Raw genomic sequence first — 14,905 nt, forward strand, 5'->3', positions numbered from 1 at the left:
CGCTGGCCGGGATGTCCGACCTCGTCACCCGCCTGCGCGCCGCCGGCTGCGTCTTCGCCGAGGAGGAGGCGCGCCTGCTGACGGAGGCGGCGCCCGACCCCGGCGCCCTCGAGCACCTGGTACGACGCCGCGTCGGTGGTGAGCCGCTCGAGCTGGTGCTCGGGTGGGTCGCGTTCGACGGCCTGCGGGTCGCGGTCGACCCCGGCGTCTTCGTGCCCCGCCAGCGCACCGCGTTCCTGGTCGACGTGGCGCAGCGGTCCCTCGCCGCCTTCGCCCCCGACCGGCCGGCCACGGTGGTCGACCTGTGCTGCGGCAGCGGGGCGGTCGGCCTGGCGCTCGCGCACCGGCGCCCCGGCACCACCCTGCACGCGACCGACGTCGACCCGGCGGCGGTCGCCTGCGCGGCCCGCAACCTCGCCGCGGTCGGCGGCACCGTCCACCTCGGTGACCTGGCAGCGCCGCTGCCGATGGACCTGCGCGGGCAGGTGGACGCGCTGCTGGCCAACGTCCCCTACGTGCCGACGGGCGCCATCGCCGCGATGCCCCCGGAGTCGCGCGACCACGAGCCGCGCGGCAGCGTCGACGGCGGTCCCGACGGCCTCGACGTGCTGCGCCGCGTCGCCGCCCTCGCGCCCGAGTGGCTGCGCCCCGGGGCCAGCGTGCACTCCGAGGTCGCCGCGGCACAGGTCGACGCGGCCCTCGAGGTCCTGGCCGGGCAGGGCCTGCGCGCACGCGTCGACCGGGACGAGGACCGCGACGCGACCGTGGTCACCGGGACCCGCCGGGGCTAGCGCGCGACCGCGCCCTCGGCCACGGCGTCCAGCAGCGTCGTCAGCCCCTCGCGGTCGGCCCGACGCCCGGCGACCGAGATCTCCAGCGAGATCCGCCCGTCCGCGTCGGGCAGCCACCGGAAGAAGTTCCACCGCTGGCGGTTGTTGCCGTCGCGGTAGGTGAAGTAGACGGTGTCGTCGGTCGTCTCGTAGACGTCGACCCCGCGCAGGTCCGGCGACCCCTCGAGCTCCTCGGTCTTCGAGGCGACGCGGGCAGGGACGGTGCTCGTCGGCTCGACGCCCCACGACCCCAAGCAGAGGGAGAACCCCCGCCGTCGCCGCCGTCACCGGCCACGCGGTAGGCCACCCAGCCGACCGGCACCGGGTAGCGCCAGGCCTGGCCGTCGGCGCGCACCACGCGGGTGTCGTACGCCTGGCCGTTGGGCACCTGGAGCCTCGGGAAGTCGATGTCGCCGTCCGGCGGCCCGAGGGAGGGGTCCTCGGCCAGGTTGGGGTTCGCGGACCGGCCCGACCCGGGGCCGGGGTCGTCGCCCCCGACCAGCCGCGTCGCCGCGAAGGCCACGCCGAAGGTCACCGCCAGCACGAGCGCGGACGCCAGCACCAGCGGCAACACCCGCCGGCGGGGGCCGCCCCCGGCTTCCGAGGCGACCGGGTCCGGAGCGCCGTCCGCACCGCCGGAATGGACCGTCGCTGTGCCCGGGCCCGAGAGCACGGTGGCGACGTCCTGCGGCAGGGGGAGGCGCTCGGCGGTGTCGGTCCGCGCCTCCTCCTGCACCGACGTGCGCTCGGACCAGCGCAGCGCACTGACGAACGACGGCACGTCCGGCCACCGGTCGTCGGGGTCCACGGCGAGCGCGCGGAGCAGCACGGAGTCGAAGGCGGCCGGCACGTCGGCGACGCTCGAGGGGGCCGGCGGCAGCGCCGGCTGCACGAGCGCGCCGAGCCCGCCGTCGCGGACGAGCCGGCCGGTCAGCAGCTGGTAGGCGACCGCGCCGAGCGCGTGCACGTCGGCGCGCAGGTCGAGGCCGATCCCGGTGGCCTGCTCGGGCGCCATGTACGACGGCGTCCCGACCACCTGGGTCAGCCCGCTCGCGTGCAGCATCGCCTTGGCCACGCCGAGGTCGGCCACCAGCACCCGCTCGCCGCCGTCGGGCGTGGACCGCAGCAGCAGGTTCTGCGGCTTGATGTCACGGTGGATCACGCCGTGGCGGTGCAGCACGCCGACGCCGTCACCCGCCTGGGCGAGCAGGTCGACGACCCGGCCGACCGGCAGCGGCGCACCGGGGTCGACGAGGTCGGCGACGGTGCCGCGGTCGGCGTACGACATGACGAAGTAGGGCGTCCCGTCGACCTCGCCGATGTCGTAGACACGCACCACGTGGTCGGAGTCCGCGCGGCGCAGGATGCGCGCCTCCTCGAGGAAGCGGTCGCACACGTCCTGGCGCTGCGCCCAGTTGTCGGCGAGCGCCTTGACCGCGACGGGCGAGTCCAGCTCGTCGTCGTGGTAGAGCCAGACGGTCGCGAAACCACCGGCTCCGATCCGGTCGACACGTCGGAGCCTCCCGAGTCGCTCCGGCAGGGACACGGTGCGTAGTCTGCCCGACCGGGGGAATGCAGACGTCGACGGCGTACCAGCACCAGCACCCCGGGAGATCGGTCCATGGAGCACCTCGAGCAGCTCGGTCCGGACGAGCTCGACGCCCTCGCGCTCCGCGCTGCCGGCGGTGACCGGGACGCCCTCGAGGACCTGCTCGCCGCGGTCCAGCCGCGGGTCCGCCGCATCTGCGGGCGGATGCTGCTCCACGCGCAGGACGCCGAGGAGGCCACCCAGGACGCCCTGCTCCTGGTCGCCACGAAGATCGGCTCCTTCGCCGGCCGCAGCCGGTTCACCACGTGGCTGCACGCGGTCGCCTCCAACAGCGCCCGGTCGACGTACCGCTCCCTCAAGCGGCGGGCGGCCGAGCACGCCGTCGACGAGCTGCCGGTCCACGCCGACCCGCGCACCACCAGCGTCATCGCCGGCAGCCGGCTCGACCTGCTGGACGCGCTCGAGGTGCTGGCCGAGAGCCACCCCGACCTCGTCGAGCCGCTGGTGCTGCGCGACGTCCAGGAGCTCGACTACAACGAGATCGCGCGGCTGCTGGACACCCCACTCGGGACGGTCAAGGCGCGCATCCACCACGCCCGCAAGGCGGTCCGGCCGCTGCTGCGGGTCGAGGGGTGAGGCGGCCGCGAGGTCCGCGCGCACTCAGCGCGACCCGAGGACGGCCGAGTCCGACACCCGCTTGACCTCGGTGCACTTCCCGGTCCCGGTGTCGCAGGCCTTGATCCGCCCGCTGAAGTCGCGGTCGTCGAGGACAAGCGCGAAGACCGTGGTCTCGTCGCCCCACTGCCCGCGGACGAGCAGGTTGCCGGGGTCGACCTCGCTCAGCTCCTCGCCGGTCAGCGGGTCAACGACGCGCAGCCAGGACGGGCCCCAGCCGTCGCTCGCCGTGCCCATGACCAGCAGGCCCGCACCCGACGGCGACCACGGCTCCGGCGACGCCGGGCCCACCTCGCACTCCTCCCACCACGAGCCGGTGTCGTCGGTCGCGCCGCCGGTGAGGCACGACCCGAACGGGCTGTCGGGCGCCAGGTCGGGGTGCGGGTACGACGCGACGGCCCGGGTCGCGTCCGGCGAGGTGAGCGGCACGTCGACGCCCCGTGGTCCCCACTCCTCGTGGGTCCAGTGGTCCTTCTCGGTCTGGGCCAGCCGCGAGGTGCCGCCGGCGTCGTAGGCGCTGATGATCCCCTCCGGCCCGATCGCGACGCCCTCGCGCAGCGTGTCGACCTCCATGAACGGCAGCTCCTTGCCGACGCCGTCCAGGACGTCGAGCGCCTCCGTCGTCCGGTCGGCGAAGGTCGCGACGTGCCACTTGAACCGGTCCGAGTAGACGACCCGTCGCCGGTCGGCGGTGATGTCGGCGGCGCCGCGCCACTCCCCGATCCGCCAGGCAGCCCCGTCCTGCTGGACGTAGGTGCCCGTGTAGACGATGTCGCTGCTGGAGTCGTCCTCGCCGTTCACCACCAGCCAGCCGCCGCTGACGGCGTAGAGCTCGTAGACGTCGTTGGCCGCCACCTCGGTCGGCACCGCGACACTGGTCCCGCCGTCGTGGATCGCGCCGTCGGCGTAGTAGAGCGGCTGCGGGGTGGCAGTGTCGGTGCCGTCGCTGCCGTCGGTGCCGTCGCTGCCGTCGGTGGCGGTGGTGGCGGTGGCGGTGGTGGCGGTGGCGGTGGTGTCCGTGGCGGTGGTGCCGGTGCTGCTCCCGCCCGGCGTGGTGCGGTCCGAGGCACCCGGGTCGCGGTCGCCGGAACCGACGCCCGCGACGGCGAGCGTGACCCCGCCGGTGGTACCGATGACGGCAGCGGCGGCGATCGCGACGACGGTGGTGCGGTTCATGCAGGTCCCCTTCCAAGGCCTTCCTGCCCCGTGTGACGCCGGCGGAACCTGTTTGGTTGTGGACGCAGCCTGCGGGTCGCTCGTACGGCGGCCGGCCGGCCTCGCTGCAACACGTCGTACGCCGACCTGGCAGCCCCGTCACGACTGTTCCAGCCCCACCCAGCGCCCCTCGGCCGCGGCCAACGCGCGGGAAGAGCCGCGATCAACGTGTTACAGCGGACCGGCCCCGCGTGAGGCGGAAAGGGCGAGCGTGGTGCCGGCCCAGCGGCGGCGGACCCAGCGGTCGTGGGAGGCGACCACGACCGTGCCGGGGCTGCGGCCGATGGCCTCCTCCAGCTCGCTGACCAGGGCGAGGGAGAGGTGGTTGGTCGGCTCGTCGAGGAGCAGCAGGTCGGGGGCGGAGGCGACGGCGACGGCCAGGGCGAGGCGGCGGCGCTGCCCGACGGACAGCAGGACGACCGGCTTGGGGTGCTCGCGCGGGTGGAGCAGGCCGAGGGAGCGCAGCGGGCGGCGTACGGCGAGGTCGGAGCCGACGAGCGCGGCGTAGGTGTCGGCGGCCGAGGCGGTCAGGTCGGGGAACACCGGGTCCTGGGTGAGCTCGACGACGCGCTGCGCGCCGACCTGCACGGTGCCGGCGGTCGGGGCGAGCCGGCCGGACAGCACACCGAGCAGGGTCGACTTCCCCGAGCCGTTCGCGCCCGTGACCCGCAGCCGGTCGACGACCTCGAGGTCGCGGACGGTGACCACCCGCCCACCGGCACCGCCGCCCGCAGCAGCACCGCCGGTGAGCTCGGTCGACAGCCGTAGCGGCGCCGGGGGCTTGCGCACCTGCGTCCGCTCCGCCTCCTCCAGCCGCCGCTCCGCGCCCTTCTTGCGGCGGGCCAGGGCCCGGTCGACGTTCGCGCCCTTGAAGGCGTGGATGAACTTGTCGTTGTCGCGCGGCCCGCGGTTGTGCGCGATCGCGCCGGCATCGATCCGGGTCGCGGCGCGCAGCCGCTCGAGCTCCTCCTGCTGCTGCGCCCACGTCTGCTCCCACCGGCGCCGCGCCGCCTCGCGCTCGGCGGCGTAGGCGGACCAGCCGCCGCCGTACCTCCGGCCGCCGCGGCCGTCGGTGCCCATCCCGACCGGGTCGAGGTCGACCAGGTCGGTGCACACCTCGTCGAGCAGGACCCGGTCGTGGCTGGTGAGCAGCACGACGCCCGGCAGGTCGCGCAGGAAGTCGACGAGCAGGGCCACCGCGTCGTCGTCGAGGTGGTTGGTCGGCTCGTCGAGCAGCAGGCAGCCCGGCCGGCGGGTGACCAGGGTGGCGAGCGCCAGCCGGGTGCGCTGGCCACCGGACAGGGAGCCCACCTGCCGGGTGGGCTCGAGCCGGTCGAGGCCGAGCCGTTCGGCGGCGAGGAGGGCCCGGCGGTCGGCGTCCCACGCGTCGTGGGCGAGCGCCAGCTCCAGCGCGGCGGCGNGGTCGAGGCCGAGCCGTTCGGCGGCGAGGAGGCTCGCCAGCGCCTCGACCGTCGCGACCGCATCCCGCAGCGGCCGCAGCGCCGTGGCGAGGACGTCCTCGATGGTGGCGGCGTCGCTGAACGGCGGCTCCTGGGTGAGGAAGGCGCGGTCCGCCGGCGCCTCGACGGTCCCGCCGACCTGCGCGGTGCGCGGCAGGGTGCCGTCGATGGCGCGCAGCAGCGTGGACTTGCCGGCGCCGTTCTCGCCGATGAGCCCGATCCGCCGGCCGGGCTGGGCGAGGAGGTCGATGCCGTCGAGGACGGTGCGCCGGCCGAAGGCGACGGTCAGGTCGCGGACGACGACGGGCTGGATGGTGGGGGTGGCTGGCATGACGGGCCTTCGCGACGAGGGTCGGACTCGCCGGGCACGGGGCCGCGGGCGCGAGTCGGTCAAGCAGTCAGCCACATGGTGCTGCCACGGTACGACGACCGGCCGGTCCCGCGCCAACGATTAACCGGCGGCACCGGCCGGGGCTCAGAGATCCTCGAGGATCCGGGCCCGCGCCGCGTCGTACTCCTCGCGGCTGACGAGGTCGCGGCGCAGCAGGTCGTCGAGCTCGGCGAGGCGCTCGGCCGCCGGTCGCTCCGGCTCCGCGGACCCCGCAAGCGCCGTGGGCGAGACCACCTGCGCGGCCTCCCAGTCGATCTCCCACGCGTCGGTCTCGGGGTCGATGAGCACCGGCAGGACGCCGGTGTGCAGCAGCGGCACGTGCACGTCGCGCACGACCGTCCGCGCCTGCGCCTCGAACGGCGCGATGTCGTCGCCCTCGATCAGGAGGCGGATGACGACCTGCGGCTGGTCGTTGATGCGGACGTTGGTCTGCTCGAAGGAGAGCACCCGCCCGCGGGCCCGCCGGCCGCGGGTGCGCAGCTCCCAGGTCCGCCGCTGCCGGTCGGTGCGGTGGTGGGCGACCATGACCGCGACCAGCACGTCGACCACGGTGATCGCGATGCCGACCGGGAGCAGCCAGGCGGCGTTCGGGTCGTCGGCGGGGAGGCTGAGCCCCACGACGAGGAAGATCGGCCCGACGATGCCGGCGAGCAGGACGAAGGCCAGCGTCGGGACCAGGTTGCGGGCGAAGGAGCGCGGCGGCGGCACGTCCGGGGCGGGAACGCTCACGCGGACAGGCTAGGGCGCCGGGCGGTTCCGGGGAACGGGCGAGGAGGAACTGCACCAGGCTCCTCCTCGTCGCCGGCGGCGTCGCGGGTGCCCGCGAGACGGCGGGACCGCGCCCGGACGGCTAGCCTGAGCGATCATGTCGACCCCTCCTGCCGATGACGCCACGGCTCCTGCGACCGCCGAGCGGTGGGACCAGTTCGGTGCGGCCTACGACCTGCCGGAGTTCGAGGGCACGCCACGCACGTGGCTGATGGCCTCGACCGGACGATCCGGCAGCCACTACCTCGGACATCTGCTGACCGAGACCGGCGCGCTCGGGGCACCCCTGGAGTACCTCCACCCCACCCACGGCAAGGAGTGGTGCCAGCGGCTCGGGGTCGAGACCTTCGAGGAGGTCCTGGGACACCTGTACCGGCACCGCACCTCGCCGACGGGCTGGTGGGGCACGAAGGCGCACTGGCCCCAGTTCCGCCGCTTCGCCGAGCAGCCCGCGCTGCTGGACGCGCTGCACTTCGAGCGCTACGTCCAGATCCGCCGGCGGGACGTCGTCGCCCAGGGGATCTCCCTGGCCATCGCCCGCCAGACGAAGGCCTGGATCAGCTTCCAGCGCAGTGACGTCGAGCCGGAGTACGACGCCGGCAAGATCCGGGACGCCATCGCGACGCTGGAGCGGCAGAACGCGCTCTGGGACGACTGCTTCGCGCAGAACGGGATCACCCCGCTGCGGGTCGAGTACGAGGACCTGCTGGCGGACACGGKCGGCACCGTCAACCGGGTGCTGGAGTGGTTCGGCGTGGAACGCCAGCCCGGTGCCGAGCCCTTGGTGCAGCCGCCCCAGCTATAACCCCCTGGGGCCCCCCCGCCGCAGCGGCAGGCCGACCAGGTCAACGAGGACTGGAAGGCACGCTTCCTCAGCGACGGCGCGTGAGACGCCGGCGCACGCCGGGTCAGGACTGGGTGCGCAGGTAGCGCCCGAAGTGAGGGACGGTGAACGCGATCCGGCCCCGCTCGCCGGAGTAGATCAGGCCCTTCTTGAGCAGCGAGTCCCGCGCCGGGGAGAGGGACTGCGGCTTCTTGCCGAGCACGCCCGCCACGTCCGCGGTGGCGACCGAGCCGACCGGGTCCTCCTCGTCGCCGGCGGCGTCGGCCATCGCGCGCAGGTAGTCGCGCTCGGCCGGGGTGGCCCGCTCGAAGCGGGAGCCGAAGAAGCCGACGGCGAGCTCCTGCTCCGCCTCCGGGCCGGCGACCGCGACGTCGTCCGCGGTGATCGGGGTGCGGGGCGCGAGGTCCCAGACGGCCCGGCCGTAGGCCTGGATGAAGTACGGGTAGCCGCGGGTGGCGTCGTACATCGCCTCCAGCGCCTCGGCGGTGAACTCGGCGCCCTCCTCGGCCGCCGGGGCCGCGAGCGCCCGGTCGGCGGCGTCGCGGGAGAGGCGGTCGATGCGCTGGTAGGAGAACAGCCGCTCCGAGTAGGACTTGCTCGCCGACAGCACCGCCGGCAGGTGCGGGAGGCCGGCACCGACGACGATGAACGGCAGGCCGTTCTGGCTCAGCTCGTGGCAGGCCGCGCAGAGAGCGGAGACGTCGGCGGCGCCGAGGTCCTGCATCTCGTCGATGAAGACCGCGACGCCCTTGCCGGCGTCCGCGGCGAGCCCGCCGACGTCGGAGAACAGCTCGACGAGGTCGATCTCGATGTCGCCGGAGTCGGCCCTGCCGCGGACGGCGGGGACGTCGATGCCGGGGCTCCACCGGTCGCGCAGCTTCGCGTCCGCCCCGGCGTCGCGCTGGGCGAAGGACCGGATGACGCCGAGCACCTGGGTGACGTCGTCGGCCTCGGCGGCGTCGAGCGCCGGCCGCCCGAGCTCGCGCACCGCCTGGTGCAGCGCGGACGACAGCGGCCGGCGCAGGGACTGGTCGGGCCGGGCCTCGAGCTTGCCGGTCCCCCAGCCCTTGCGGACGGCGGCCGAGCGCAGCGCGTTGAGCAGGACCGTCTTGCCGACCCCGCGCAGGCCGGTCAGCACCAGCGAGCGCTCCGGGCGGCCCCGGGCGACCCTCTCCAGGACGACGTCGAACGCGGCGAGCTGCTGGTCACGACCGGCGAGCTCGGGCGGGCGCTGGCCGGCGCCCGGGGCGTACGGGTTGCGGATCGGGTCCATGCTCCGACGCTATCGGCGTCTCTAGCGCTCGCCCTAGATTCACCTAGCGTGTCGGAGAAGCCGGGTCAGCGGTGGCGGACCGGGCCCCGGCTGCCGCGCACCAGCACACCGCCGGCGACCACGCCGGCCACGCCGAGGCCGAGCAGCCACGGCTCGGCGCCGTTGCCGGTCGCCGGCAGCACGGCCACCGGGCTGGCCACGGTGGCGATCCCGCCGACCTCGCCCTCCTCCTGGTCGACGACCACGTCGCCGTCGAGCAGGTCGTCACCGGTCGCCTCCTCGTAGTCCTCGTCGTCGACGGCACCGTCCCCGTCGTCGCCCGCGTCATCCGCGTCGTCCGCGTCGTCCGCGTCATCCGCGTCATCCGCGTCGTCTGCGTCATCCGCGTCGTCGACCGGCAGCGGGTCGCTCGGGACCACGTCGTCGTCGGAGTCGTCGGAGCCGTCGGGGTCGTCGCCGCCCTCCCCGATCACCGGCTCGCTCGGGCACGGCGTGCCGGGCACCTCGGGACTGACCAGGACCAGCTCGACCCAGGCCTGCTGGTCGACGCGGTCGTGCGCGGCGACGTCGACGACGGTGACCTCGGAGCCGGCGACCTGCGTCCAGCCCTCGCCCTCCGGGGCGGTGGCCGAGGCGCCGGTGGTCTCCTCGTGGCGGGGCGCGGCGGCGCGGGTGGCGCCGGTGGCGTCGTACCCCGCGGGGGCGGCGACGCCCTCCGGCAGCCACCGCCGGTCGACCTCGGCCGGGACGGTCTCGACGAGCTCGTCGGCGACCCAGCCGTCGCCGTCGGGCTCCTCGCCGTCGGGCAGCTCGACGGTCTCCCAGACACTGCCGGCGACGCGGGTCGCTCCGGTGGCGGTCGCGCCGGCGGGCGGCTCGTCGCCGTCGACCACCCAAGTGGTCTCGTCCCGGCGCTGCTCCGGCACCTCCGGCACGGCCGGCGAGGTGGTCACCCAGACCCGCTCGACCGTCGCCTCGGTGACGACCTCGTCGCGCACCTCGCCGGTCGGGGACCAGCCGATGCCGAGCTCACCGGCGTTCCAGCCCGGCACCTGCCAGCGCAGGGCACCGGTCCGGTGGTGGCGGTACTCCCACAGGGTGCGGACCACCGCGGGCTCGGTGACCTGCTCCTCCCAGTGGCCCTGCTCCTCCCGGCCGGGGACGTGCTCCTGCACGACCACGCTGCGCACGTGCTCGCGCTCGATCGTGTCGACCGCCCGGCCCCAGGTCCGGACGTGCTGCGCCGGGGTGACGACGCGGGCGTGCTCGACCTCGGTCACCGGCACCGTGCGTTCCCAGCGCCACTCGAGGTGGGCCTGCGCCGGCACGTGGGTCACGACAGCGGGGTGCTCGACGAGCTCGTAGCGAGCCGGGACCGTCGGCTGCCCGCACACCTCGGCGCTGGAGGCGGCGGGACCGAGGCCGACGACGGCGACGGTCGCAAGGGCGACGGGCGCGAGGACGAGGCGGGGCAGGTGGCGGCGAGACATGGAGGGGCCTTTCGACAGGGGGGTGGGCCGCGTCCCCGAGCCGCGGCACGCCTCCAACCGGGCGAGGCGCCGTCCGGTCACTGCCCGGGGCCGGAAACAGGACAAAGTCCCAGCGCTGCGCCACCGGCGCGTGACCGGCGCCACGGACCGGCCCTGTCACCGGACGTGTCTAGGCTGTCGACGTGCCCGAGCTCCCCGAAGTCGAGGCGCTGGCCCTGGACCTGCGGGGCCGGCTGGACGGCCGCGCGATCACGCGGGTCCACGTCGCCGCGTTCAGCGCCCTGAAGACCTACGACCCACCGCTGTCCGCGATCGAGGGCACCCTCGTCGACGACGTACGACGCCACGGCAAGTTCCTCGACATCGAGGCCAGCGGCCTGCACCTGGTCCTGCACCTGGCGCGCGCCGGGTGGGTGCGCTGGCGCGACGAGCTGCCGTCCCTGCCGCCGCGGCCGAGCCCGAAGTCGACGCTCGCGGTGCGGGTGTTGCTCGACGAGCGCGACGACGCGACCGCCGGCCTCGACGTCACCGAGGCGGGCACGAAGAAGTCGCTCGCCCTCTACCTCGTGCGCGACCCGCAGGACGTGCCGGGCATCGCCAGCCTCGGTCCGGACCCGCTCACCGACGACTTCACCCGGGCGCGGCTGGCGGAGATCCTCGCCGAGGCCGGGCGCAAGCAGATCAAGGGCGTGCTGCGCCACCAGGGCACGGTCGCCGGCATCGGCAACGCCTACTCCGACGAGATCCTGCACGCGGCGCGGATGTCGCCGTTCAAGCCGGCCGACAGCCTCGACGAGGCCGAGCTCACCACGCTGTTCACCGCGATCCGCGACACCCTGGGCGACGCCGTCGAGCGCTCCCGCGGCCTGGCGGCCAGCGAGCTGAAGGCCGAGAAGAAGTCGAACCTCGCCGTGCACGGCCGGACCGGTGAGGCGTGCCCGGTGTGCGGCGACACCGTCCGCGAAGTGTCCTTCGCGGACTCGAGCCTGCAGTACTGCGCCACCTGCCAGACCGGCGGCAAGCCGCTCGCCGACCGGCGGACCAGCAAGTTCCTGAAGTAGCGCGGCGTCGCCCTCGTCGGCGGCGGGCCGCTACTCCGCGTCCCGGACCAGCGGGCTGGCCTCGGCGGCAGCCGCGTAGGCCTCGCTGGCGTAGAGCAGCCACGCGTGCATGCCCGCCGGGCCGCCGGTCGCCCAGCCGCGCAGGTTGGACTCGTACTGCGGGCGCAGCGCCAGGTGCGCCGCCTCGGGCACGACGAGCGACTTCTCGTCGACGCCCTTCGCCGCGAGCAGCAGCCGCTCGGCGGCGCGGGCGACGATGCCGTTGTGGGAGCCGAAGGGGGCGGCGGTGACCAGCTCGGCGTGCACCACCGCGGCCACGGCGAGCGCGGGTGCCTGGGTGGGCGCGGTGACCAGCTCGGCGATGCCGCGCAACCTCGACGCCGCCTCCCCGTCGCGCGGGCGGCCGAGCAGCTCGTCGGGCAGCACGCCGCGGGCGGCGAGGGTGTGCAGGCGGGCGAAGGCCTGGAGCGGCTGGCGGCGCACGACCGGCACCAGCGACAGCAGCTCGGTCGAGACGCGCACGGCGTCCGCGGCCACCTCGTCGCCCACCCCGGCGCGGACCTCGGCCAGCGTCGACGACGACCCCTCGAGCACGGCGCTCGCGTGGGCACCGCGCAGCAGCGACTCCCCTGTCAGCTCGGGGCTGGTGCGGCGCAGGCCGCGGTCGCGCAGCACGACGTCGATGCCGTCGCGGGCACCGGCGAAGCCGGAGGGGATGCCCTCGAGGGAGATCAGCCAGGCGTGCGGGTCGGTCGTCACCGGGCCAACGGTACTGACGGCGGCGGTGTGACCTCGGCCCGGCTCAGGCGTGCCTCCGCCACGCGGGGTCGCTGCCGCCGTACCCTCGCCGTGATGGCTACCGACGACACCACCCCACCTCCGGCCGCGCTCTGCTTCGGCGCCGTGGCCGAGGCCTACGACCGCGGTCGCCCCGGCTACCCGCGCGAGGCGGCGGCGTGGCTCACCGGCGACCAGCCCCTGACCGTCCTCGAGCTGGGCGCCGGCACGGGCAAGCTCACCGAGCACCTGGTCGAGCTCGGCCACGACGTGCACGCGACCGACCCCGACCCGCGGATGCTCGACCGGCTGGCCCTGCGGCTGCCCGAGCTGCGCGTCTCGCAGACGACCGCGGAGGAGATCCCCGCCGCGGACGCCACCTTCGACCTGGTCGTCGCGGCCGAGTCCTTCGAGCACTTCGACGCCGAGCGCGCGCTGCCCGAGATCGCCCGGGTCCTCAAGCGCGGTGGCGTCTTCGCGGTCGTCCGCAACGTGCGCGACGAGCGGATCCCGTGGGTCAAGCGGCTCGGCAACCTGATCGGCCACCACGCCGCGGGCGCCGGCCTCGACGACGCGATCGAGGCGTCGCCGTACTTCGGCCCGGCGGAGGACGCCAGCTTCAAGCAGTGGCAGGTCATCGACCGCTCGTCGGTGCAGGACCTCGTCCGCTCGCTGCCCGACGTCGCCGTGCTGGAGCGCACCAGCCAGGAGTCGCGGGTCCGCGAGGTCGTGGCCTTCTACGACGACTTCGGCCGCGGCATGGACGGCATGCAGCTGCCGTGGGTCACCGAGTGCTTCCGCGCCGTGGTGGGCATCCAGCCCAAGACCATCCGGCAGACCCCCGCGCCGCAGGAGCCCGAGGACGCCCGGGCCAGCGCGACCGAGGAGGGGGCGGACGACTACGTCGGCGAGCCGACGGTCCCCGTGGCACTCGCTCCCGCGGTCGAGCCGCCGGCCGACGACGACTCGGGCATGCTGCTCATCGACTTCCGCTGACCTCCCGCCGGCCGCCGGCCGGGACCAGGTCCAGCGCGAGGTGCCGCTCCAGGGCCCGCGCGGCCCGGTAGAGGGTCGGCTCGTCGTGATGGCGACCGACCATCATCATCCCGATGGGCAGGCCGTCACTCACGCCGCAGGGCAGGCTGAGCGCGGGGTGTCCGGTCGCGTCGAAGATCGCCGTGTTCACCAGGGTCTCGTAGGCACGCTGGACGACCAGCTCGACCGGCGCGTCGGGCGCGGGCAACGGGGTCGCCTTCATGGGGGTGGTCGGCATGACGAGCAGGTCGTGGCGCCCCAGCGCGTCGTCGTACGACGCCCGGGCGCGGCGCAGGAGGTTCTGTGCCTTGGCGTAGTACCGCCCCCGGTGCCGGGCGTGCATGTGCTGCCCGAGGAGCAGCACCGAGATCACGTTGGGCGGCATCTCGCCGGTGATCTCCCGCCATCCCCCCAGCCGGTCGAGGAAGTCGATCGGGTAGAAGCCCCGAGCCGCGGTGCCGAAGCCGTTGGTGTGGCAGATGGTGCGGAGCGCGCCCTCGGCCGTGATGGGAAGCCACACGGTCGCGCCGGTCGCCTGGACCGGGACCGACACCTCCTCCACGACCGCGCCGAGTCCGCGGAGCTCGTCGAGAGCCGCCCGCACGGCGGCGTCGACGTCCGCCTCGGACCCGGGCAGGCCGAAGCCCTCCTTGACCACGCCGATGCGGAGGCCCTCCACCCCGTCCTCGATGCCGGAGAGATAGTCCCTGACCTGCGGTGCGTGCTGGCGCGGGTCCAGCCCGTCGGAGCCGGCGAGCACGCCGAGGAGAAGGGCGTTGTCGGTGACGGTCGCCGTCATCGGGCCGGCGTGGTCCATGGTCGGGTCGATCGGCGCGATCCCCGTGTAGGGCACCAGCCCGTGGGTGGGCTTCATGCCGACGATCCCGGAGAAGCTGGCGGGGACCCGGATGGATCCGCCCTGGTCGCCGCCCACCGCCATGTCGACCTCGCCGGCGGCGACCAGCGCAGCACAGCCCGACGACGAGCCTCCGGTCGAGTGGGTCGGCCGGTGAGGGTTGCGCACCGGGCCCCACGCACTGGTGTGGCTGGCGCCGGAGCCGCTCATGAACTCGCAGTGCGCCTTGCCCACGATCCGCCCGCCGGCGTCGAGGACCCGGGTCGCGACGGTCGCGTCGCTGTCGGGCACGAAGCCGTCCATCGAGCGCATGCCGTTGAGCAGCGGGGCACCGGCGAGGCTGATGTTGTCCTTCAGGACGACCGTGCGGCCGGCCAGCGGCCCGTCCGCCGCGCCCGGGACGTCGATCCTCGAGGCCCAGGCGTTGTAGGGGTTCTCCTCGTCCTGCGGTCGGTGCGCCGCCCCGCGGGGGTACGACGGCGCGAGGATCTCGTCCTCGATGGCGTCGAGCTGCCGGTAGACGTCGAGGTTCGGCCCCATCAGTGCCCGGAAGGTCTCGAGCGCGGTGTCGTCGAGGTCGAGGGTCAGCGAGGCGGCATGGGCCCGCAGGTCGGCGAGGGTCGGGTCGGGAATGGTCATCAGCACTCCGTTCTGGGAGGCGGCGGCGCCCAGGCCGGGCGC

The 14,905-nt window shown here is 74.9% G+C and carries 13 protein-coding genes; 5 read left to right on the top strand and 8 right to left on the bottom strand.

Going from position 1 to position 14,905, the window contains the following annotated elements; translation table 11 throughout:
• The first annotated feature begins 11 nt into the window (after window positions 1-11).
• Window positions 12-791 (top strand): putative protein N(5)-glutamine methyltransferase, encoded by a 780-nt coding sequence (locus tag L615_RS03125; RefSeq protein WP_145724082.1) that lies wholly within the window; start codon window positions 12-14, stop codon window positions 789-791.
• A 40-nt stretch (window positions 792-831) separates the two neighbouring features.
• On the opposite strand, the gene L615_RS03130 is transcribed toward L615_RS03125, so the two are convergent.
• Complete coding sequence (locus L615_RS03130) at window positions 832-2,376, bottom strand: serine/threonine-protein kinase (RefSeq protein ID WP_186449704.1); 1,545 nt, start codon at window positions 2,374-2,376, stop codon at window positions 832-834.
• Between the two features lie 75 nt (window positions 2,377-2,451).
• Here L615_RS03130 and L615_RS03135 point away from each other — a divergent pair, with 75 nt between their 5' ends.
• A complete protein-coding gene (locus tag L615_RS03135) occupies window positions 2,452-3,015 on the top strand; it encodes an RNA polymerase sigma factor (protein WP_145724084.1) in 564 nt (187 codons plus the stop codon).
• A gap of 24 nt (window positions 3,016-3,039) precedes the next feature.
• Here the strand turns inward: L615_RS03135 and L615_RS03140 are convergent, their stop codons facing one another.
• The 3 genes from L615_RS03140 to L615_RS03150 form a co-directional block, all read right to left on the bottom strand.
• Window positions 3,040-4,230 carry a hypothetical protein gene (locus tag L615_RS03140; protein WP_145724085.1) on the bottom strand — a complete coding sequence of 397 codons (1,191 nt, stop codon included), beginning with the start codon at window positions 4,228-4,230 and terminating at the stop codon, window positions 3,040-3,042.
• Window positions 4,231-4,440: 210 nt separating this feature from the next.
• On the bottom strand, window positions 4,441-6,060 hold the full coding sequence (locus tag L615_RS03145) for an ATP-binding cassette domain-containing protein (RefSeq protein WP_145724086.1): 1,620 nt from the start codon (window positions 6,058-6,060) through the stop codon (window positions 4,441-4,443).
• 144 nt (window positions 6,061-6,204) lie between these two features.
• On the bottom strand, window positions 6,205-6,849 hold the full coding sequence (locus L615_RS03150) for an SHOCT domain-containing protein (protein ID WP_145724087.1): 645 nt from the start codon (window positions 6,847-6,849) through the stop codon (window positions 6,205-6,207).
• Between the two features lie 136 nt (window positions 6,850-6,985).
• Between L615_RS03150 and L615_RS03155 the strand changes: the two genes are divergently transcribed.
• Window positions 6,986-7,693, top strand: a complete 708-nt coding sequence (locus L615_RS03155) for a Stf0 family sulfotransferase (protein WP_145724088.1) — start codon at window positions 6,986-6,988, stop codon at window positions 7,691-7,693.
• 103 nt (window positions 7,694-7,796) lie between these two features.
• Here the strand turns inward: L615_RS03155 and L615_RS03160 are convergent, their stop codons facing one another.
• Both L615_RS03160 and L615_RS03165 read right to left on the bottom strand, forming a co-directional pair.
• Window positions 7,797-9,005: an ATP-binding protein gene (locus L615_RS03160; RefSeq protein WP_145724089.1), complete on the bottom strand. Its 1,209-nt coding sequence runs from the start codon at window positions 9,003-9,005 to the stop codon at window positions 7,797-7,799.
• 65 nt (window positions 9,006-9,070) lie between these two features.
• Window positions 9,071-10,495 (bottom strand): hypothetical protein, encoded by a 1,425-nt coding sequence (locus L615_RS03165; RefSeq protein ID WP_145724090.1) that lies wholly within the window; start codon window positions 10,493-10,495, stop codon window positions 9,071-9,073.
• Window positions 10,496-10,677: 182 nt separating this feature from the next.
• Between L615_RS03165 and L615_RS03170 the strand changes: the two genes are divergently transcribed.
• Window positions 10,678-11,556 carry an Fpg/Nei family DNA glycosylase gene (locus L615_RS03170; RefSeq protein ID WP_145724091.1) on the top strand — a complete coding sequence of 293 codons (879 nt, stop codon included), beginning with the start codon at window positions 10,678-10,680 and terminating at the stop codon, window positions 11,554-11,556.
• Window positions 11,557-11,586: 30 nt separating this feature from the next.
• Here the strand turns inward: L615_RS03170 and L615_RS03175 are convergent, their stop codons facing one another.
• On the bottom strand, window positions 11,587-12,315 hold the full coding sequence (locus L615_RS03175) for an oxidoreductase (RefSeq protein ID WP_145724092.1): 729 nt from the start codon (window positions 12,313-12,315) through the stop codon (window positions 11,587-11,589).
• Between the two features lie 93 nt (window positions 12,316-12,408).
• Here L615_RS03175 and L615_RS03180 point away from each other — a divergent pair, with 93 nt between their 5' ends.
• Window positions 12,409-13,329 carry a class I SAM-dependent methyltransferase gene (locus tag L615_RS03180; RefSeq protein WP_145724093.1) on the top strand — a complete coding sequence of 307 codons (921 nt, stop codon included), beginning with the start codon at window positions 12,409-12,411 and terminating at the stop codon, window positions 13,327-13,329.
• Here L615_RS03180 and L615_RS03185 read toward each other — a convergent pair.
• Window positions 13,313-14,863: an amidase gene (locus L615_RS03185; protein ID WP_051485943.1), complete on the bottom strand. Its 1,551-nt coding sequence runs from the start codon at window positions 14,861-14,863 to the stop codon at window positions 13,313-13,315. The two genes, L615_RS03180 and L615_RS03185, sit on opposite strands and share 17 nt — an antisense overlap.
• Window positions 14,864-14,905: the final 42 nt, after the last annotated feature.

Source organism: Nocardioides sp. J9, assembly GCF_007829375.1.
In the GTDB taxonomy this organism is placed as follows: Bacteria; Actinomycetota; Actinomycetes; order Propionibacteriales; family Nocardioidaceae; genus Nocardioides.

What these genes read in the sequence shown, in the direction of transcription:
- L615_RS03160 (WP_145724089.1), bottom strand. Translation starts at nt 9,005, where the DNA reads ATGGACCCGATCCGCAACCCGTACGCCCCGGGCGCCGGCCAGCGCCCG.
- L615_RS03180 (WP_145724093.1), top strand. Translation starts at nt 12,409, where the DNA reads ATGGCTACCGACGACACCACCCCACCTCCGGCCGCGCTCTGCTTCGGC.
- L615_RS03135 (WP_145724084.1), top strand. Translation starts at nt 2,452, where the DNA reads ATGGAGCACCTCGAGCAGCTCGGTCCGGACGAGCTCGACGCCCTCGCG.
- L615_RS03140 (WP_145724085.1), bottom strand. Translation starts at nt 4,230, where the DNA reads ATGAACCGCACCACCGTCGTCGCGATCGCCGCCGCTGCCGTCATCGGT.
- L615_RS03185 (WP_051485943.1), bottom strand. Translation starts at nt 14,863, where the DNA reads ATGACCATTCCCGACCCGACCCTCGCCGACCTGCGGGCCCATGCCGCC.
- L615_RS03125 (WP_145724082.1), top strand. Translation starts at nt 12, where the DNA reads ATGTCCGACCTCGTCACCCGCCTGCGCGCCGCCGGCTGCGTCTTCGCC.
- L615_RS03165 (WP_145724090.1), bottom strand. Translation starts at nt 10,495, where the DNA reads ATGTCTCGCCGCCACCTGCCCCGCCTCGTCCTCGCGCCCGTCGCCCTT.